23 protein-coding genes, 1 tRNA gene and 1 pseudogene are annotated in these 19013 nt (G+C 62.1%); 12 read left to right on the top strand and 13 right to left on the bottom strand.

Features of this window, described 5'->3' with window-relative positions; all coding sequences use genetic code 11:
- Window positions 1–132 precede the first annotated feature (132 nt).
- Both R9B85_RS02890 and R9B85_RS02885 read left to right on the top strand, forming a co-directional pair.
- Window positions 133–633 carry a hypothetical protein gene (locus tag R9B85_RS02890; RefSeq protein WP_181457352.1) on the top strand — a complete coding sequence of 167 codons (501 nt, stop codon included), beginning with the start codon at window positions 133–135 and terminating at the stop codon, window positions 631–633.
- A 10-nt stretch (window positions 634–643) separates the two neighbouring features.
- Window positions 644–883, top strand: coding sequence for a hypothetical protein (locus R9B85_RS02885; RefSeq protein WP_112252788.1), 240 nt, complete (start codon window positions 644–646; stop codon window positions 881–883).
- A 66-nt stretch (window positions 884–949) separates the two neighbouring features.
- On the opposite strand, the gene R9B85_RS02880 is transcribed toward R9B85_RS02885, so the two are convergent.
- From R9B85_RS02880 to R9B85_RS02870, 3 genes and pseudogenes are all read right to left on the bottom strand, one after another.
- On the bottom strand, window positions 950–1186 hold the full coding sequence (locus R9B85_RS02880) for a hypothetical protein (RefSeq protein ID WP_112252787.1): 237 nt from the start codon (window positions 1184–1186) through the stop codon (window positions 950–952).
- 480 nt (window positions 1187–1666) lie between these two features.
- Complete coding sequence (gene adhP, locus R9B85_RS02875) at window positions 1667–2677, bottom strand: alcohol dehydrogenase AdhP (RefSeq protein ID WP_252378341.1); 1011 nt, start codon at window positions 2675–2677, stop codon at window positions 1667–1669.
- A 388-nt stretch (window positions 2678–3065) separates the two neighbouring features.
- A pseudogene (locus tag R9B85_RS02870) lies at window positions 3066–3739 on the bottom strand (polysaccharide lyase family 7 protein).
- A gap of 260 nt (window positions 3740–3999) precedes the next feature.
- Here R9B85_RS02870 and R9B85_RS02865 point away from each other — a divergent pair.
- The gene (locus R9B85_RS02865) at window positions 4000–4197 is read left to right on the top strand and encodes a hypothetical protein (RefSeq protein WP_025339680.1); all 198 of its coding nucleotides are present in this window, start codon (window positions 4000–4002) and stop codon (window positions 4195–4197) included.
- Between the two features lies 1 nt (window position 4198).
- Here the strand turns inward: R9B85_RS02865 and R9B85_RS02860 are convergent, their stop codons facing one another.
- The gene (locus tag R9B85_RS02860; protein WP_423770809.1) at window positions 4199–4612 is read right to left on the bottom strand and encodes a DoxX family protein; all 414 of its coding nucleotides are present in this window, start codon (window positions 4610–4612) and stop codon (window positions 4199–4201) included.
- A gap of 103 nt (window positions 4613–4715) precedes the next feature.
- Window positions 4716–4800: transfer RNA gene (locus R9B85_RS02855), tRNA-Leu, on the bottom strand.
- A gap of 201 nt (window positions 4801–5001) precedes the next feature.
- Here R9B85_RS02855 and R9B85_RS02850 point away from each other — a divergent pair.
- Genes R9B85_RS02850 through R9B85_RS02835 form a run of 4 tightly spaced genes read left to right on the top strand, consistent with a single transcriptional unit; the run spans window position 5002 to window position 8297 of the window.
- Window positions 5002–5277: a hypothetical protein gene (locus tag R9B85_RS02850; RefSeq protein WP_423770808.1), complete on the top strand. Its 276-nt coding sequence runs from the start codon at window positions 5002–5004 to the stop codon at window positions 5275–5277.
- Window positions 5278–5319: 42 nt separating this feature from the next.
- Entirely contained in the window at window positions 5320–6480 is a 1161-nt protein-coding gene (locus R9B85_RS02845; protein ID WP_423770807.1) for a two-component system sensor histidine kinase NtrB, read from the top strand.
- A gap of 6 nt (window positions 6481–6486) precedes the next feature.
- Window positions 6487–7932, top strand: coding sequence for an ATPase domain-containing protein (locus R9B85_RS02840; RefSeq protein WP_423770806.1), 1446 nt, complete (start codon window positions 6487–6489; stop codon window positions 7930–7932).
- Between the two features lie 11 nt (window positions 7933–7943).
- Complete coding sequence (locus R9B85_RS02835; RefSeq protein ID WP_112253236.1) at window positions 7944–8297, top strand: response regulator; 354 nt, start codon at window positions 7944–7946, stop codon at window positions 8295–8297.
- Window positions 8298–8352: 55 nt separating this feature from the next.
- Here the strand turns inward: R9B85_RS02835 and csrA are convergent, their stop codons facing one another.
- From csrA to R9B85_RS02795, 8 genes are all read right to left on the bottom strand, one after another.
- The gene (gene csrA, locus R9B85_RS02830; RefSeq protein ID WP_004375914.1) at window positions 8353–8550 is read right to left on the bottom strand and encodes a carbon storage regulator CsrA; all 198 of its coding nucleotides are present in this window, start codon (window positions 8548–8550) and stop codon (window positions 8353–8355) included.
- 253 nt (window positions 8551–8803) lie between these two features.
- Window positions 8804–9826: a DNA topoisomerase IB gene (locus R9B85_RS02825; RefSeq protein ID WP_215520643.1), complete on the bottom strand. Its 1023-nt coding sequence runs from the start codon at window positions 9824–9826 to the stop codon at window positions 8804–8806.
- A 57-nt stretch (window positions 9827–9883) separates the two neighbouring features.
- A complete protein-coding gene (modC, locus tag R9B85_RS02820) occupies window positions 9884–10975 on the bottom strand; it encodes a molybdenum ABC transporter ATP-binding protein (protein ID WP_423770805.1) in 1092 nt (363 codons plus the stop codon).
- 1 nt (window position 10976) lies between these two features.
- Window positions 10977–11657 (bottom strand): molybdate ABC transporter permease subunit, encoded by a 681-nt coding sequence (gene modB / locus R9B85_RS02815; RefSeq protein WP_112252777.1) that lies wholly within the window; start codon window positions 11655–11657, stop codon window positions 10977–10979.
- Window positions 11657–12415 carry a molybdate ABC transporter substrate-binding protein gene (gene modA / locus R9B85_RS02810; RefSeq protein WP_112252776.1) on the bottom strand — a complete coding sequence of 253 codons (759 nt, stop codon included), beginning with the start codon at window positions 12413–12415 and terminating at the stop codon, window positions 11657–11659. The genes modB and modA overlap by 1 nt, the downstream gene beginning before the upstream one ends.
- Before the next feature lie 183 nt (window positions 12416–12598).
- On the bottom strand, window positions 12599–13687 hold the full coding sequence (locus R9B85_RS02805; protein WP_423770804.1) for an NAD(P)H-dependent flavin oxidoreductase: 1089 nt from the start codon (window positions 13685–13687) through the stop codon (window positions 12599–12601).
- Between the two features lie 43 nt (window positions 13688–13730).
- On the bottom strand, window positions 13731–13901 hold the full coding sequence (locus R9B85_RS02800) for a hypothetical protein (protein ID WP_181457351.1): 171 nt from the start codon (window positions 13899–13901) through the stop codon (window positions 13731–13733).
- Between the two features lie 7 nt (window positions 13902–13908).
- The gene (locus tag R9B85_RS02795) at window positions 13909–14211 is read right to left on the bottom strand and encodes a DUF1883 domain-containing protein (protein WP_003250918.1); all 303 of its coding nucleotides are present in this window, start codon (window positions 14209–14211) and stop codon (window positions 13909–13911) included.
- Between the two features lie 160 nt (window positions 14212–14371).
- On the opposite strand from R9B85_RS02795, the gene R9B85_RS02790 reads away from it, so the two are divergent.
- The 5 genes from R9B85_RS02790 to gorA all read left to right on the top strand — a co-directional run bounded on the left by R9B85_RS02790 (window position 14372) and on the right by gorA (window position 18965).
- On the top strand, window positions 14372–14731 hold the full coding sequence (locus R9B85_RS02790) for a hypothetical protein (RefSeq protein ID WP_112252774.1): 360 nt from the start codon (window positions 14372–14374) through the stop codon (window positions 14729–14731).
- Window positions 14732–14808: 77 nt separating this feature from the next.
- Window positions 14809–15459 carry a c-type cytochrome gene (locus R9B85_RS02785; protein WP_112252773.1) on the top strand — a complete coding sequence of 217 codons (651 nt, stop codon included), beginning with the start codon at window positions 14809–14811 and terminating at the stop codon, window positions 15457–15459.
- On the top strand, window positions 15456–16370 hold the full coding sequence (locus R9B85_RS02780) for a c-type cytochrome (protein WP_112252772.1): 915 nt from the start codon (window positions 15456–15458) through the stop codon (window positions 16368–16370). Before R9B85_RS02785 ends, R9B85_RS02780 begins: the two co-directional genes overlap by 4 nt.
- Window positions 16371–16672: 302 nt before the next feature.
- Window positions 16673–17512, top strand: coding sequence for a UTP--glucose-1-phosphate uridylyltransferase GalU (galU, locus tag R9B85_RS02775; protein ID WP_085590936.1), 840 nt, complete (start codon window positions 16673–16675; stop codon window positions 17510–17512).
- A gap of 97 nt (window positions 17513–17609) precedes the next feature.
- The gene (gene gorA / locus R9B85_RS02770; RefSeq protein WP_112252771.1) at window positions 17610–18965 is read left to right on the top strand and encodes a glutathione-disulfide reductase; all 1356 of its coding nucleotides are present in this window, start codon (window positions 17610–17612) and stop codon (window positions 18963–18965) included.
- Window positions 18966–19013 lie beyond the last annotated feature (48 nt).

The raw sequence follows: 19013 nt of genomic DNA, 5'->3' as shown, positions 1-19013 counted from the left end.
TCGGCCGATGCGCAAGGCATCGGCCACAAGTGCAGGTCCTCGTGAATCGTTCAAGAGAAACCCACCAAAAGACCATTTGCATCTCACCCATCGCTTGTAGAAAATCCCCCTTTTGCACGAATGGATACGCGCATGAAGGTCGAGAAGACCACGCAATACACGACGGATGAAGGGATCGTCTTCAGTCTCTCGAAAATCACACTCATGGAAAGCGATCGAGGCCGACTGCGTGAGCTGCACTTTGGTGAGGCGAAACGCGCGCATTATCAAGTCAACAGCATGGTCGTCGATATGTACGACCGGATGCAGGCCCGAAATCTGCCATGTCTGCTGACAGTCCGCATTTCCAATCCACTGACTCGACAGCAGGCTGATGCCATCAACACCGTGCGAGGCAACGTTGCCAAGGGGATCGCTGCGGCCTCCGGTGGTGCTGCCGGGAAGGTGGGCGCGTTGGCAGGGCCGGTCATTGGCTGGGCCTCGGGTGCAGTCGTGACGACAGGTATGAACTGGTACTTGAAAGGGGCGTTGCCTAGCTTGCATGCAGGTGATGTGCTGATCAGTATCGAGGGAGAGGTTCATGGCGGGATTGGCCCACAACGCTCTGGCGTGACGCTGGTCATCAAGGTCTGAGGAATTGCACATGCCCTACATCCTGCAGACGGTCGCCCTGATGATGCTGGGCGCGATCCTCGTTCAGTTTTTAAAACCATACCGGCTGCGCAAGTGGCTGGGTCTGGTACTACTTGCAGCAGGACTGGTCGGGATCTTCAGCGTCGGCCAGCAGCAGGTCCTGGGTTTTGACTTGGAGCTGCTGACGTTGCTAGCTGTGCCGTTGGGCGTAGTATTGTTCCTGACGCGCCGGCGGTTCACGGACATGTGAGGCCAAGGAGGTGCCTGTAGAGTGCCGGCTGGTCGGCGTCCAGGCCGGTGATGAACTCGGTACACGCTAGCCTTCAGGCGGGCACCTCCCGCACACGAACTCATCCGATCCCAGGCGGTGTGAGCCGAACTCCACAACATAGCCAACCCCGCGGCACTCCGCCTCGGCCCTGGCAGTCTTCTGGTCGGCATAAACATCGACGAAATGCCAGGGATGCCGGTCTCTCAGTACGCCCCATCCAAGCACCCAGCCGTCATTGTCCGGATCGGGTGGCAGGTTTTTCGCCAAGCTGCGGATGCTCATGTTCACTCCGGGGGGCTAACCAGCTCTGCTTATGTAGCAACCTAAACTCAAGACCTGGATAAAACCGTGAATGAGGCATCGCATTTCGGCTCCAGCAACACGGGCCTGTCGAATAGCGTACAGCCATTGGCGATGCTGATGGGCCCGCCGCTGGCCTTCTCAAGGCGAGCCCATAAGCCGAGGTCGTGGATTACTATACGCGTAGCGGTGCAGGGTTGATGAAGGCTGAGTTCGTACTCGATTCGCTCAAGAACATCCCTTGCTTCTTCTTCCGTCATATTGGCCACTCCCTTCCAAACCACGTGCTACCCCATGCCAGGCTGGTTGCCAGGCGGGGATTCGAGCGCTTACCTGTAACTAGAGAGCAAGGTGCGCCCATTGGTTCGCTTTATCTGGTGGGCCGGAAGCCATTTCTGACCGCCTGCGCTTGAATGCAAAAGGGTAGCGTGCGCTGCGCCAACAGCCAGCGCACTTGAGCCATCACTCCTCGAACTGAATCACCATCCGCCCTTTGATCTTGCCCTCCAGCATCTCCTCGAAGATCTGGTTGATATCCTCGATCGGCCGCAGGGTCACCTTCGGCACCACTTTCCCTTCCGCCGCAAACTGGAAAGCTTCCTGCAGGTCTTGCCGAGTGCCGACCAGCGAGCCGATCACTTCGATACCGTCCAGCACCAGGCGCGGGATATTCAGGTTCATGGCTTCCGACGGCAGGCCGACCGCAACCAGGCGGCCACCTGCGCGCAGGGCATCAACGGCCGAGTTGAAGGCAGCCTTGGCAACGGCGGTAACCACGGCGGCATGGGCGCCACCGGTCTTGGCCTGGATGACCTTGGCGGCATCCTCGGTGCGTGAATTGACGACCAGGTCGGCGCCCATCTCGCTGGCGAAGCGCAGTTGCTCTTCGTTGACATCGATGGCGATCACTTTGGCGTTGAAGACGTTCTTGGCATATTGCAAGGCAAGGTTGCCCAGGCCGCCAAGACCGTAGATGGCGATCCATTGGCCGGGGCGGATGTTGGATATCTTTACCGCCTTGTAGGTAGTTACGCCGGCGCAGGTAATGCTGCTGGCGGCAGCGGAGTCGAGCCCGTCGGGCACTTTGACCGAGTAGTCGGCCTTGACGATGCAGGCTTCAGCCATACCCCCGTCCACGGTGTAGCCGGAGTTCTTCACTTCGCGGCACAGGGTTTCGTTGCCGCTGGTGCAATACTCGCAATGCCCACAGCCCTGGTAGAACCATGCCACGCTGGCACGGTCACCCGGCTTGAGCGAGGTGACGCCTGGCCCTACTTCCTGGACCACGCCGATGCCTTCATGGCCTAGCACTACACCGGTCTTATCACCGAAGTCGCCATTTTTCACATGCAGATCGGTGTGGCACACACCGCAGCATTGCATTTTCAGCAGCGCTTCACCGTGCTCGAGAGGGCGCAGGGTTTTCTCCACCACATCCACGCGACGGCCTGGTGCAACAACAGCAGCTTTCATATGAGCCTCCGTGTCATCCGAATAAGCTTGGGTTATCGCAGGGGTTAGCATAGCCCTTGCCTGGTGGGGCAAAACTGCTTCAGGTCATGGTCTGGGGTTGGAGGCTTGTACGCAGCAGGTACCTGCCCTGCACGGGCACTTGTAGGAGCGGCCTTGTGTCGCGAAAGGGCCGCAGAGCGGCCCCGGGATTTCAGCGGGGCGCATAACTTTGTTGGGGCTGCTTTGCAGCCCATCGCGACACAAGGCCGCTCCTACGGGGTTCTGCGTTAGGCTCGCCACAAAAAGAAAAGCCCGCGGCAATAATGCGGCGGGCTGCAAGAACATACGGAGCAGGGCCAGTGTGCCCACCCGGATGTCAGTATTTCGTGAAGGTCAGGTCATGAGCTTGTCATGCATGGCTCAGTTCCAGTTGGCTGATGGCGCATACCGAACCGTCCTCGGCAGGCGTGGTGTCGGTGTAGTCCACCTGGTTGTATACCCCCCATGGAATTTGAGCGTGCGCGTCGCCCAGGTCGCCCCCAGTTGCTGGGGCGATGTGCTGCCAATACGGCCGTTGCAGCTTGCGCTGACCGTGCAGGCGCCGTTGTTTGTCACATCGATGCTGACATCGAAACGGGCGCCGAGCGGTACGTCGGCCAGCACCGTGCTGCTGCTCGTGGCCGTCTGGTTGAATTCGGTGCGAAAGCCCACGGTGATCTTGCCCTTGTTCCAGAACACCTTGATGGGCGGGTTGTCGTCGTCTTTTACGTGCATCTGGGCAATGACCACCTTTTGCGCAAGGTTCACTTTCTGCAGTGTCATGGTCTGATGATTGCGATGCCTGGCGGCGCTGTTCAGCGCCCAGTACGCGGGCTCCTTCCACTCGCAGCGGGTGCGGTGGGTGCTTTTGCTGGAGGCGCCCTTGGTGGGGGCGGTCATACGGATGGAGCCGTCGCTCAGCCGGGCGATGACTTCAGGCAGGGTCGCCAGCGCCTGGGCGCCGGTCAATTCCAGGGCTACCGGGTTGGTCGCGGACTTCGGCACGGGAGTGGTGATGATGAGGTTGTCGATATATACAGCCATGGGCTTTCTCCTTGAAAAACGACAGGTCCTGCATCATTTGCGAGCCTGGCCAGCATGGGCGCGGTTCACTGTGATTTGCCAAGGCTGGACGAAGGGCAAAACCAGGGGATAAAAAAGCCCGCCATGGGAGGCGGGCAAGCGACGTTTGAAGGGAGAGCCTGCAGACTGGACCTTGCGGGTTAACCGAGCATTAAGCGGTAATGCATTGACCTGCGCAGCCGATCAGCCTATACAGGCCTGCCACCCGCCCAGGAGCCAGCATGCACGACGAAGACGACCTGCACGAACCCGAGCACGATCACCTGCTTGATCATGAATTCCTCTACGACGATATCGAGCCTGAAGCGGATGCCCAAGGCGCCGAGGACGAAGTGGAGGAAGACGAGGAAACGCTGGATGACCTCGATGACGAGGAGCGCGATCACCCAGCCTGGTTCGACGACTGCGAAGACGACTGACTCAGCGCCCGTCTACCGAGAAACGCCCAGGGCCGCTCACTGCCAGCATCAGCAGGCCGCCCATGATGCTGAGGTTTTTCAGGAACTGGGTCATGTTGGCGCTGCGCTCAGGGTCGACCATGTTCCAGAACGGGTGGCCCAACAGCGCCGTGCCCAGCACGAACAGCGCAAACAGGAAGGCCAGCGGCCGGGTGTAGAAACCGAGGATCAGCAGGATGGCCACGACGAACTCCATGAGCACGGCAACTGCCGCTGCCAGCATGGGGGCAGGGGCGCCGAGTGAAGTCATGTAGCCGACCGTGCCTTCGAACCCGGTCAACTTGCCCCAGCCGGACAAGACGAACAGGATCATCAGCAGCACACGGGCAATCAGGATAATGATGTCGCGTTGACCATCGAACAGGGAGTAGCGCATGGCGGCGTTCCAGTGGGCGGGTACAAGCACCACTGTAGCAGCTGCACAAAGGATTGCTGGCGAGCAGCAAAAAGGCGCCACACGGGCGCCTTCGCTAGAAATTTGGTGCGAGTGGCGGGACTCGAACCCGCAAGGCTCACGCCGACAGATTTTAAGTCTGCTGTGTATACCAATTCCACCACACTCGCACGCTTGAATGGGCCGTAACGACCAGCTCGCTTCTAAGCAGAAGGGCTTCGCAATCAAGCGCGCTTTATAACCCATTGTTATAGTTGAGTCAACCACAGCGCCTATGATCAACAGAATGAAGGGTCGATCGAACGGGCAATTGACACCTTGCTGTCATTACGCCACTGTTGCCCCTTTATTGGATCCAAGAGTGTGCAGTGATGGCTCAGTCCGGTACTTCCGAGCGCATCGTGCGCCCGCGGCTGTTCTGGCGACTGTTGTTCGCGCTGGTGGTCGTGCTGGGGGCGTTTCTCTACCTCAGCCTGATCAGCCTGGGCGCTTACCTGCTGATGCTGGGGTTCGATGCCGAACACCCTCAACCGCAGCGGCTGATGGCCCTGGCCGGTGGCGGGTTTATCCTGCTGGTCGGCTTATGGTTGCTGAAAGTGGCGATGCCACGGCGCATCAGCCCGGTGCTGGTTGAGCCCGGGCGTTGAACTTCGCTCTCTTTTCTCTCCTGCTGTGCCGGTGGAGCTCGCATGGTTTCAGCTGATTGCCTCGACCACCCCATCATGCCTGCCCACCGCTATGAACAGCTGGTTCAGTCGGTGGTGGATTACGCGATCTACATGCTCGACCCGTCCGGCAATGTAGTGTCATGGAACGCAGGCGCTCAACGCATCAAGGGGTACCGTGCCGATGAAGTGATCGGCCAGCATTTCTCATTGTTCTTCACCCCCCAGGATTGCGCCGAGGGCCGCCCGGAACGCTTGCTGCGTCAGGCGCTGGAGCAGGGTGTGGCGCAGGATGAGGGCTGGCGCGTACGCAAGGATGGCACGCAATTCTGGGCGCTGGCCGCCCTGGATGTGATCCGCGATGACCAGGGCCAGGTCGTCGGCCTGGCCAAGGTGACCCGGGATATCACCGACCGTCGCGAGTCGGCGCTGCAACTGGACGCGGTGCGCGCCCAGCTGTTCCAGGCACAGAAGCTGGAGGCCCTCGGCCAGTTGACCGGTGGCCTGGCACATGACTTCAACAACATGTTGACCATCATCATCAGCTCGGCGCGGCTGGCGCTGTCCACCCAGGACCCGGCACGCGCCAAGCGCATGCTGCAACACATTCTCGATGCCGGGCAGCGTGGCACCGAACTGACCCAGCAGTTGCTCAGCTTTGCCCGCCACCGCAAGCTTGATGTGGCTTGCGTCGCCCCGGCGAACCTTGTTGCCGCCACCCGTGGTCTGCTGGAGCATGCGCTGCCTGATTCGATTGAGCTGAAGGTGCTGTTGCAACCGGACCTGCCCTTGATCGAGGTGGATGCCGGGCAATTGCAGATGGTGCTACTCAATCTGTTGTTCAATGCCCGCGATGCCATCACGGGGCAGGGCCGGATCGGCTTGACCGTCGATGTGGTCGAACTGACCGGCAAGTTTGAAGGCCTGCACGGCGGGTTTGTGCGTTTCGAGGTGGAAGACAGCGGCGAGGGCATCGCGCCAGCGGTACTGCCGCGTATTTTCGAACCGTTTTTCACTACCAAGCCCTTTGGCAAGGGTACTGGCCTGGGCCTTAGCCAGGTCTATGGTTTTGCCAGGCAGAGCGGTGGTGCCATTCGCGTCGACAGTGAGCCCGGCCGGGGAACTTGCATGCAGCTTTACTTGCCAATCTATCAGGGCCAGACCGATAGCCAACTCCACAGGTAGAACATCATGGCACAGGCACTCAGGCGGCTGGTTACCGGTATTGACGGGCTCGATGCATTGCTCCAGGGTGGCCTGGTGGCTGGCGCGTCCTACATCATTCAGGGCCCGCCGGGGGCCGGCAAAACCATCCTCGCCAATCAGCTGGCCTGTGCGCATGTGCGCAGTGGGGGCAGGGTGCTGGTGGCTACCTTGCTGAGTGAGTCGCACGAGCGGCTGTTCCAGTACCTGGCGACCCTGGAGTTCTTCGACCCGGCGTTGGTCGGCGACACGATCCAGTTCGTCAGTGCCTTCGACACCTTGGAGCAGGAAGGCCTGGACGCTGTGGTGCGGCTGCTGCGCCAGGAAATCGCCCGCCAGCAGGCCAGCCTGCTGATCGTCGATGGCGTGCTCAATGCCCGGGTGCGTGCGGAAACCGCGCTGGACACCAAGAAATTCGTCTCCGAACTACAGGGTCATGCGGCCTTTGCCGGTTGCACCTTACTGCTGCTGACCAGCGCCCGGCTGGAAGAAGGCAGCCCGGAGCACACCATGGTCGACGGCGTGATCGAGCTGGGCGAGCAACTGTACGGCAGCCGTGCCGTGCGCCATGTCCAGCTGCGCAAGACGCGTGGCAGTGCGGCATTGTCGGGGCGCCACGAGTGCCTCATCGATGAAGGCGGCATGCATGTATACCCGCGCCTGGAGTCGCTGTTCAGCCACCCCAGCCAGGCGGGCAACGCCACCCTGGAGCGCATCGGCAGCGGGGTGGCAACCCTGGATGAAATGCTAGGTGGCGGGCTGGCCACGGGCTCGGTCAGCTTGCTGATCGGGCCTTCGGGTATTGGCAAGACGTCATTGGGCCTTGCCTTCCTCGGTGCCAGCAGCCCGCAGGCGCCGGGGCTGCATTTCGGCTTCTACGAAACGCCGGAGCGCCTGCGTATCAAGGCCGCGTCGCTGGGTTACGATTTTGCCGCCCTGGAGCAGGGCGGCAGCCTGCAGCTGTGCTGGCAGCCGACCACCGAGGGGTTGCTGGACCAGGTCGGTGCACGCCTGCTCGAGCGGGTCGAGGCGCAAGGCAGCAAACGTGTGCTGATCGACAGCCTGGGGGCGTTCAGCCGCCTGGCCAGCGACCCGGCGCGGCTCAATGCGTTTTTTCGCGCCCTGGTCGGTGAGCTGCGCGCGCGCAATGTCAGCGTGATGCTGACCTGGGAAATGCGCGACATCTTCGGCGCGGAAATCAGCGCCCCGGCCCCGGACCTGTCGAGTATCGTCGACAACCTGATGCTGATGCGCTTCGTCGAGCTGGACTCGCAGCTGCGACGTATGCTGTCGATCCTCAAAGTGCGTGACAGCCACCATGACCCTGCCTTGCACGAGCTGTTGATCAGGCCGCAGGGCATTACCCTGCGCAAAGCGTTCGAAGGCGCCTGTGGTGTGCTCTCGGGAACGCCGGTGCCGCAGGGGAGCGGGTGACGGGGCGGACGATGAACACCATCCTGATCGTCGATGACGAGTACCTGATTGCCGACATCCTCGGTTTCGCCCTGGAGGACGAAGGCTTCCTGGTGGAAAAGGCGAGCAACGGTTGCAAGGCGCTCGAGGCGCTGAAGGAAAAGCGCGTTCAGCTGGTGATCACCGACTACATGATGCCGCTGCTCAACGGCGAGGAGCTGGTGCGCTCGATGCGTGAAGACCCGGAGTTGAGCGAGTTGCCGGTCATCCTCATGAGTGGCGCGCAGGCCAACCAAGGATGCCCGGAACTGTTCGCCGCGGTGTTCGACAAACCGTTCGACATGGACTGTATGATCGCCAAGGTGCGCGAACTGCTGGGCACCTGAGGCGCGGGGCGATCAAGCGCGTCCGTGCGGCTTGAGGCAACGTGAAGCAGGTCGCTCAGTGCGAGTCGTCGTGCTTTTCCGGGGCCGGGCTGCCGGCCTGGATGCGCTTGAAGATCTCTTCGCGATGGACTTGGACGTCTTTCGGTGCATCGATACCGATCCTCACCTGCATCCCTTTGACGCCCAGAATGGTGACTTTGATGTCATCGTTGATGACGATGCTTTCGCCAACCTTGCGGGTGAGTATCAGCATGTAGTTCTCCTTGGTGATATAAAAGTCCGTCGAGCTAGTTGCCACGGCGGCGGGAGCTTGTCCCTCTTCCTTCTCATTAAAGACGCTTTCGGCGGATAGTAATTCCCCGACAGACAAATTCTGTTGCGTGTCTTCAGTCGCAGGTGCCGAAGCAAACCGCCAGCGGGTTGTCGGCCAAGGTGCTCGGTGGCAAGAATAGGGTGCTTGGCGGTCAATGGGAAATTTCTTCGCATGATGGGTTGAATAGACCGGGTTAATGGTCATCCTGTTCCTCGAGTGCCTGAAGAAATAGCAGCAAGGCTACTTCTTCACGGTCCAGGCCTTTGCGTACACGGTTCTTCGGCAAGTTGGCCAACCGCCCCAGGGCATAGTGTTCAAGTACAGCCGGGTGGATGTAGCAACGCCTGCACACCGCCGGTGTATTGCCCAGGCGTGATGCTACCTGGCGTACGATCGCGGCGACCTGGCGTTTGGCTTCGCTCTCGGGCTCCCAGGCCAAGGGCCTGAGCAGGTCCAGGGCCAGACTGCTGCCGGCCCAGGTGCGGTAGTCCTTGGCGGTAAAGTCGGCGCCGGTCAGCTGCTGCAGAAACTGGTTGACCTCGCTGGAGCCGACGCTGTGGCGCTGGCCGTTGTCGTCCAGGTACTGGAACAGCGCTTGCCCGGGCAGCTCCATGCAGCGCTTGAGCAGGTTGGCCAGGCGCCTGTCGTTGAGGCTGACGTTGTGCTCGACGCCGCGCTTGCCGCGGAACTGGAAGCGGATGCTGCTGCCCTTCACCTCCACATGGCGATTGCGCAGGGTGGTCAGTCCATAGGACTGGTTGTCACGCAGGTAGCGCTGGTTGCCGATGCGGATCAGGGTGTGATCCAGCAGGCTGATCACCAGCGCCATCACCTTTTCCCGGTCCAGGCCGGGCCGGGCAAGGTGGGCGTGCAGTTGCGCGCGCAGTTTCGGCAGGGCCTGGGCAAACGCCAGCATGCGCCCGTACTTGTGCTGGTCGCGTACTTCTCGCCACTGCGCATGGTAGCGGTATTGCTTGCGGCCGCGGGCATCGCGACCTGTCGCTTGCAGGTGGCCTTGCGGGTCGGCGCAGATCCACACCTCGGTATAGGCCGGGGGGATTACCAGTGCAGCGATGCGGGCGAGGGTATCGCTGTCGCGCACCCGTTGGCCGTCGGCATCCAGGTAGATGAAACGGCCCCTCCAGCGGCGCCGGGTCAGGCCCGGCTGGCTGTCGTCGACATAGTGCAGGGTGGGCGGCAGGGGGCATTCAAGCATGGCTGGCAGGCCTCGATCAGGTCACTGATCAATGGACACCAGCGACGGGGCCGATGCTCAGCCCAGCAGCGCTACCGACTTGATCTGGGCAAACAGCACCTGGCCTGCGTGCAGGCCGAGCTGGTCTGCCGAAAAGCGGGTGATGCGCGCGAGCAAGGCGTTACCGCCGGCGTCCAGGCTGACCAGCACATGAGCCGGGTTGGCTGCCGGGCGGCTTTCGCGCACGCGTACCGGCACGCGGTTGAGGATGCTCGAAGTACTGTCGGCTGCAAGGGCCAGGCTGACGTCACGGGCCTGCACCTTGACCCGCAAGGTGCTGCCAATCACCTGGGCAGGGTGGGCGATACGCAACAGTGGCCCGTCGTTACCGGGCAGGCGCAGGTCGAGCAGGTCGTAGTGCGGGTCGTGCCCCACCACCAGGCCCTCGAATACCACCCCGGCATCCTCGCCCTGGGCCAGCGGCAGGTCGAGGCGGGCCAGGGTTTCGCCGATCGGGCCGCTGGCCACTGCCCGGCCTTGCTCCAGCAACACCAGGTGGTCGGCCAGCCGCGCCACTTCTTCCTGAGCATGGCTGACATACACCAGCGGGATTTCCAGTTCATCGTGCAGGCGCTCCAGGTAGGGCAGTATCTCGCGCTTGCGCGGCCCGTCGAGTGCAGCCAGCGGCTCGTCCATCAACAGCAGGCGCGGGCTGCTGAGCAGGGCGCGGGCAATGCCTACCCGCTGCGCCTCGCCACCGGACAAGGTTGCCGGGCGGCGTGCCAGCAAATGGCCGATACCCAGCAGCTGGCAGGCCTGGTGGAGGCTGACCTTGCGCTCGGCAGCGGCCACCCGCCGCCAGCCGAATTCCAGGTTGCCGCGTACCGACAGGTGCGGGAACAGGCTGGCCTCCTGGAACACGTAGCCCACCGGGCGCAGGTGCGGTGCCTGGAAGACGCCGCGGGCGCTGTCCTCCCAGACTTCGCCGTTGACTTCGATGTAGGCGCTGGCGGCCCGTTCCAGCCCGGCCAGGCAACGCAGGCAGCTGGTCTTGCCAGAACCCGAGTGGCCGAACAGCGCGCTGATGCCGCGCCCGGGCAGGTGCAGGTCGACGTCCAGGGTGAAGTCGTCGCGCGCCATTTTCAGACGCGCCACAATCGATGCGCTCATTTCAGCTCCAACCGGCTTTGCCGCGGCGTCCAGCGTATAGCAGGAGCAGCACCAGGAACGAGAACACCAGCATGGCACCGGCCAGCCAGTGTGCTTGCGAATAGGCCATGGCCTCGACATGGTCGAAGATCTGCACCGAGACCACGCGTGTCTTGTCGGGGATGTTGCCGCCAATCATCAACACCACGCCGAATTCGCCCACGGTGTGGGCGAAACCGAGGATGCTGGCGGTGATGAAGCCTGGGCGGGCCAGCGGCAGCACTACGTGGACGAAGGTGTCCCAAGGGCCGGCGCGCAGCGTGGCGGCTACTTCCAGCGGGCGCTGGCCAATGGCGCCGAAGGCATTCTGCAGTGGCTGGACAACGAACGGCATGGAGTAGATCACCGAGCCGATCACCAGGCCGGTGAAGCTGAACACCACGCTGCCCAGGCCCAGCGCCTGGGTCGCCTGGCCCAGCCAGCCATGCGGGCCGAGGGCGATCAGCAGGTAGAAACCGATCACCGTGGGAGGCAGCACCAGCGGCAGGGCCACTACCGCGCCTACCGGCCCGCGCAGCCACGAGCGCGTGCGCGCCAGCCACCAGGCGATGGGCGTGCCGACGATCAGCAGGATCAGGGTGGTCAGGCTGGCCAGTTTCACGGTCAGCCAGATGGCACCCAGGTCACTGGCGTCCAGTGGCATCAGATTTCATAACCGTAGGATTTGATCACTGCCGCGGCTTTCGGGCCTTTCAGATAGTCGACCAGAGCTTTGGCAGCGGGGTTGTCCTTGCCTTTTTCGAGGATTACCGCGTCCTGGCGGATGGGCTCATGCAGGGACGAGGGAACGATCCAGGCCGAGCCGCTTTCGACCTTGCCGTCCTTGTAGATTTGCGACAGGGCGACAAAGCCCAGCTCGGCGTTGCCGGTGGAGACGAACTGGAACGCCTGGGTGATGTTCTGCCCTTCGACCAGCTTGGGCGTGGTGGCTTCGGTCAGCTTCAGCTTGTCCAGCACCTGGGTGGCGGCCAGGCCGTAAGGTGCGGTTTTCGGGTTGGCGATGGACAGGTGCTTGAACTGGTTCTTTTTCAGTACTTCGCCGTTGGCGTCGACATAGCCGGGCTTGGCCGACCACAGGGCCAAGGTACCGATGGCGTAGGTGAAGCGCGAGCCCGGGGCAATGGCTTTTTCCTGCTCGAGCTTGGCAGGGGTGCTGTCGTCGGCAGCGAGGAATACCTCGTACGGCGCGCCGTTCTTGATTTGTGCGTAGAACTGGCCGGTGGCGCCATAGGCGGCGACCAGTTTATGGCCGGTGTCCTTTTCGAAGTCCTTGGCAATGGCCTGGATCGGGGCTGTGAAGTTCGCAGCGACCGCGACCTGGACTTCATCGGCCCAGGCAGTGTTGAAGGCGAGCAGGGTGGCCAGGGTGGCCGCGGCTACATAGGAAGGGCGGGTACACATCAACACAACTCCTGGGAGGTTATCGTTATATCCTTAACTATATAGCGATAGGCCTTGGGCCGGGAAGAGGCAAGGTAATGCGCAAGCAGGCCAGGCCTTTTCGCGGGTAAACCCGCTCCCACAGGGCCGGCACACTATTCGAATGTGTGGGAGCGGGTTCACCCGCGAAGGGGCCTAGCCTGCTTATGCAGATGCCTGTCGGCCAATCATCGCCAGCGCCTTTTCGGCAATCTCCCGGGTCAACTCACCCGCCGGCATATGCCTGCCCAGCCGCAGCGCCTGCCCCGACCACAGGTTGCTGAAGTCGCTATTGCCCTGCGGATCGGTAATCGCCCGCAAAGGCATCAACGCCCCGCCGGCCAGTGGGAAGCGCGGCGCCAGGTCGCTCATCGGCCCCAGTTCGCGCATGATGCGGTTGTTGATGCCACGCGCCGGTCGGCCGGTGAACAGGTTGGTCAGCGCCGTGTCGCTGGCGGGTGCGCTGTCCAGGGCCTGGCGATGTGCCGGCGAGACCTTGGCTTCGGGGCAGAACAGGTAAGCCGTTCCGATCTGCACGGCCGAAGCACCCAGGGCCAGTGCCGCCAACAGGCCGCGGTGGTCAGCAATGCCGCCGGCGGCAATCACCGGCACGCTGACCGCATCAACCACCTGCGGCACCAGGGCGAAGGTGCCGATCTGGCTGGTGATATCGTCGCTGAGGAACATGCCGCGATGTCCGCCCGCCTCATAGCCCATAGCAATGATCGCATCACAGCCGCGGTGCTCCAGCCATACGGCTTCCTCCACGGTGGTGGCGCTGGACAGTACCTTGGCACCGCTGGCCTTTACCCGTTGCAGCAGGTCGGCCTGGGGCAGGCCGAAGTGGAAGCTCACTACCTCCGGGCGCAGTTGCTCGACCAGCTGGCAGCTCTGTTCGTCGAAAGGCGCGCGGTTGGACACCGGCATGGGCGCCGCGAAGTCGGCACCTACTTCGTTGTAATAGGGCTCGAGTGCCTGCTTCCAGCGTAAATCGCGCTCGGTATCGGACGCAGGTGGCTGATGGCAGAAGAAATTCAGGTTCAACGGGCGGCCCGGGCAGCCGGCGCGGAAGGCGGTGATCTCGGCGCGCACCTGGTCGCCCGTGAGCATGGCGCAGGGCAGGGCGCCCAGGCCGCCCGCCTGGCCTACGGCAATGGCCATGCCCGAGCCCGTGGCACCGGCCATGGGGGCCTGCAGAATGGGCAACTCGATGCCCAGCAGGTCGAGGATGCGGCTATCGGGCCAGTTGCTCATGCGATTCTCCTTGCGCGGGCGAACTGTAGGGCGGGGCGGGTGTTTACAAGGCCTTGCTGACCTGGATGTCGCTGATCTTCTCGGCATCTTCGCCATGAATCTTGCGCAGGGCTTCCAGGGCTTGTTCGCGGGAGGCGTCGGGCATCAGCGCGAAGTCCCAGCGGCGCTGGCCGTCGAGCTTGTACTTGATGACGTACTTGGTGGTCTGGGTCATGGTGGCCTTATCTGAGTTTCGACGATGAACGACGGATGATCTTGATCTTGTGGGTCAAGGTTGGCTTGCGGGTGACCGAGATCGGGCGGGTTGTCACGGTATCGATGGTGATGTTCCAGAAACCGGTGCTGGGCACGGTAATTTTCGCCGGGAACTTTTCGAAATGGCCACCGTGGTAGGTGTGACGGCCGCCGTTCTTGAAGCTGCGGAAGTTGGCGTCGTTCATCAGGCGGATATTGCAGCGCTGGGAACACTCGATGACGACGATGTCGTCCTCGTTCAAGTGCTCGCGCTGGTGTACGAATTTCATGTGATGCTCCGCAAGGATTGGTTCTGCAAAGGCGAAAGATACCACGATGTCGGGTTACACTGCCGCGCTGTTCCGCCAGGCGTAGATAAAACTGCCAAAGCAGGGAGCAAAATGGCCTGGCTGTGGTCGAAGCGGATTCTTGAAGGCAGAGGTGCTGTAAATGAAATGGATGGTGGCGGCGTTGGCGGTGACGCTGGGTGGCTGTGTGAGTGTTACGGAACTGGAACAGTCGCGTGAAACGCTGGATGTGATCTCCGGCAAGTCTCCGCGCGCGTATGCCGATTGCGTCAAGCAGAAGCTGGCCGATAGCCGCGACCCGCTGGTGGAAGAGCAGCGTGGCGATGGCCTGCGGCTGATCGTGCCGCAGAAGATCAGCTCGGGCGCGGGCCCCGCGGCGCTGGTGGATATCGACAAGCGTGGCAGCGGCAGCAGTATCAAGCTGCACGAGCGGTTGAACAACTTCCCGCTGCGCCTGGGCGATGTGCGCACCGCCGCCACCCAATGCATCTCCGGGAGTTGATCCAGGGCAACTGATCGCGCTCCTTTTGCTTATATGTTTTAAGCCTAAGCATATAACAATAGAAAAGGAGATTCGTGATGACACCGTTGAGTCGCGTCGTGATCGGCAGCCTGCTGATCCTGGCCTGGCCCGCGGCGCATGCCGCCGATGGCCAGAAAGTCTTCACCCAGGGCGGGGCCAACCCCGCCGCCATGGCTTGCCTGGGTTGCCATGGGCCGGACGGCAAGGGCATTGCCGCTGCCGGCTTCCCGCGCCTGGCCGGGCTGCCGGCCGCTTACCTCAGCAAGCAATTGCATGACTGGCGCAGCGGCAGCCGCAAGCAGCCGGTAATGGAGCCACTTGCCAAGGCCCTGACCGAGGATGAGATCAAGGCGGTCAGCACCTATTTGGCCAGCCTGCCGGCAGACCCAGCAGGCGACCTGCGTCGCCAGCAGATCGCCGATGACCCCACCACCCGCATGGCCCTGTACGGCGACTGGAGCCGGCAGATTCCTGGTTGCGTGCAATGCCATGGCCCGGGCGGCGGCGGGGTTGGCGAACACTTCCCGCCCTTGGCAGGTCAGCCCGCCAGTTACCTGGTGGCGCAGCTCAATGCCTGGCGTGACGGCACCCGCAGCAATGACCCCAACCAACTGATGGTCGGTGTGGCCAAGGCCATGACCGATGACGAGATCAAGGCCGTCGCCGAGTTCTTCGCCCGCCCAGCCAGCCAGGAGGTCAAGCCATGAAACCGATGATTCCAGCCCTGCTGCTGCTGGCCATGGGCAGCGCCCAGGCCGCCCAGATCGCCATGGAAGACCAGTCACAGTTGAAAGTGCCTGGCGTGCAGGCTGCACCGCAGTTCGTGCCGCCAGCGGAAAGCGAGTTGCCTGACAATGCCTTTGGCAAGATGGTGCGCGAGGGGCACGCCTTGTTCGTCGACACCCGCAGGTTGATGCCCGAGGCCGTGGGTAATGGCATGAACTGCAGCAACTGCCACCTTGACCAGGGGCGGCTGGCGCATTCCGCGCCGATGTGGGGGGCGTACCCGATGTACCCCGCGTACCGCAAGAAAAACGACAAGGTCAACACATACGCCGAGCGTATCCAGGGCTGCTTCCAGTTCAGCATGAACGGCAAGCCACCGGCTGCAGACAGCCCGCAGATGACGGCGTTGGCAGTGTATTCGTACTGGCTTTCCACCAAGGCGCCGACCGGTGTGGAAATTGCCGGGCGCGGGTACCCGGAGGTGCCGCAACCCAAGGGCGGGTACGACTTCAAGCGTGGTCAGCAGGTTTATCGCGAGCAGTGTGCGATCTGCCACGGCGACAACGGCGAGGGGCAGAAGGTGGCGGGCGAGTATGTGATGCCGCCGTTGTGGGGCAAAGACTCCTACAACTGGGGCGCCGGCATGCACCGCATCAACACTGCGGCGTCGTTCATCAAGTACAACATGCCGCTGGGCAAGCCTGGCAGCCTGAGTGATCAGCAGGCCTGGGATGTGGCGGCCTGGGTCAACCGCCATGAACGGCCGCAGGATCCGCGGTTGGTGGAAGGCTCCATCGAGAAGACGCGGGCGAAGTTCCATGCCAACGACGGGGTGAACCTGTATGGGCAGAAGGTCGATGGGGTGTTGATCGGGCAGGGGACTGGTAGCTGATGTATTGCCTGTACCGGCCTCTTCGCGGGTAAACCCGCTCCCACAAGGATCGCCACAGGCTCTGAATGCTGTGCAGTACCTGTGGAAGCGGGTTTACCCGCGAAGAGGCCGGTAAAGGCAACCCCGATCTGCTGTCATCCAACGGTCATTGATGACAGCAATATTTACGATCCATCGGAACTATCTACACTGGGTTATCTCTATCTTCCCATCGATCGGCCACAGGTAGGGCATTGTAAGGTGACTGCCGCCTGATTAGACTGCGCCGAATTCCACAGGCCTAGCCTTTTGTAAGGACGTATATGATCAAGAAATGCTTGTTCCCGGCAGCCGGTTACGGCACCCGCTTCCTGCCCGCTACCAAAGCCATGCCCAAGGAAATGCTGCCGGTGGTCAACAAGCCACTGATCCAGTATGGCGTCGAGGAGGCACTGGATGCCGGTCTGAGCGAGATCTCCATCGTCACCGGGCGCGGCAAGCGTGCTCTGGAAGACCACTTCGACATCAGCTACGAGCTGGAAAACCAGATCAAGGGCACCGACAAGGAAAAATACCTGGTTGGTATCCGTCGCCTGCTCGACGAATGCTCGTTCTCCTACACCCGCCAGACCGAAATGAAAGGCCTGGGCCACGCCATCCTGACCGGCCGCCCGCTGATCGGTGACGAGCCGTTCGCCGTGGTGCTGGCGGACGATCTGTGCGTGAACCCGGAAGGTGACGGCGTACTGACCCAGATGGTCAAGCTGTACAACCAGTTCCGTTGCTCGATCGTCGCCATCCAGGAAGTCGATCCGCAGGAAACCAACAAGTACGGTGTGATCGCCGGCGACATGATCCGTGACGACATTTTCCGCGTCACCAACATGGTCGAGAAGCCGAAGCCGGAAGATGCCCCGTCGAACCTGGCGATCATCGGTCGCTACATCCTGACCCCGGATATCTTCGACATCATCGCCAACACCGAGCCGGGCAAAGGTGGCGAGATCCAGATCACCGACGCCCTGATGCAACAGGCGCAGAACGGCTGCGTGATTGCCTACAAGTTCAAGGGCAAGCGTTTCGACTGTGGTGGCGCGGAAGGCTACATCGACGCGACCAACTTCTGCTTCGAGAACTACTACAAGACTGGCAAGGCTTACTGATAAGCCCTGCTGGTCTGAAAGCCACCCTTCGGGGTGGCTTTTTTGTTTGCGGCGGCCAACGGCGTTATGCTGGGCGCCTGCCTAGGAGAGTGAATACATGGCCTACGATTTTGATCTGTTCGTGATTGGTGCCGGGTCCGGCGGTGTGCGCGCGGCGCGGTTTGCCGCCGGCTTCGGCGCAAAGGTGGCAGTGGCCGAGAGCCGCTACCTGGGCGGTACCTGCGTCAACGTCGGCTGCGTGCCGAAAAAGCTGCTGGTGTACGGCGCACACGTCGCTGACGAACTGGAGCAGGCCGCAGGCTTCGGCTGGACACTTGAAGAAGGGCATTTCGACTGGGGCACCCTGATTGCCAACAAAAACCGGGAAATCGAGCGCCTCAACGGCATCTACCGCAACCTGCTACTCAACAGCGGGGTCACCCTGCTGCAGGGGCATGCGCGCCTGACCGGTGCCAATGAAGTGGAAGTGGAAGGCCAGCGCTACACTGCCGAGCACATCCTCATCGCCACCGGTGGCTGGCCACAGGTGCCGGACATTCCGGGCAAGGAACTGGCCATCACCTCCAACGAAGCCTTCTACCTCAAGGACCTGCCACGCCGGGTGCTGGTGGTGGGCGGTGGCTACATCGCTGTCGAGTTCGCTGGCATCTTCCAGGGCCTGGGGGCCGCTACCACGCTGCTGTACCGTGGCGACCTGTTCCTGCGTGGCTTCGACGGTTCGGTGCGCACGCACTTGAAGGAAGAACTGGAAAAGCGCGGCCTCGACCTGCAGTTCAACGCCGACATCCAGCGCATCGACAAGCTCGAGGACGGTAGCCTCAAGGCCACCCTCGGGGATGGCCGCGAGTTGGTCACCGATTGCGTGTTCTATGCCACCGGCCGGCGCCCGATGCTGGACAACCTGGGCCTGGAAAACACCGGCGTCGAGCTGGACGCCCGTGGTTACATTCGTGTTGACCAGCAGTACCAGACCACCGCGCCGTCGATCCTGGCCATTGGCGATGTGATTGGCCGCGTGCAACTGACTCCGGTGGCTTTGGCCGAGGGCATGGCCGTGGCCCGGCGCCTGTTCAAGCCCGAGCAATACCGGCCGGTGGACTATCAGAACATCCCGACCGCAGTGTTCAGCCAGCCGCCCATTGGCACCGTGGGCCTGACCGAGGAGCAGGCACTGGAGGCCGGGCACAAGGTGCAGGTATTCGAGAGCCGCTTCCGTGCGATGAAACTGACGCTGACCGATATTCAGGAAAAGACTCTGATGAAGCTGGTGGTCGATGCCGAGACCGACAAGGTACTGGGCTGCCACATGGTTGGCCCTGACGCCGGCGAGATCATTCAGGGCCTGGGCATTGCCCTGAAGGCCGGTGCGACCAAGCAGCAGTTCGACGAAACCATTGGCGTGCACCCGACAGCAGCCGAAGAGTTCGTGACCATGCGCACAGCCACCCGCTGAGCACGGTCCCTGTGGGAGCGGCCTTATGTCGCGAAAGGGCCGCGAAGC

The organism is Pseudomonas sp. NLJ1 (assembly GCF_049486705.1).
Lineage (GTDB): Bacteria > Pseudomonadota > Gammaproteobacteria > Pseudomonadales > Pseudomonadaceae > Aquipseudomonas > Aquipseudomonas inefficax.
This window is presented reverse-complemented; position numbering and strand designations above follow the sequence as displayed.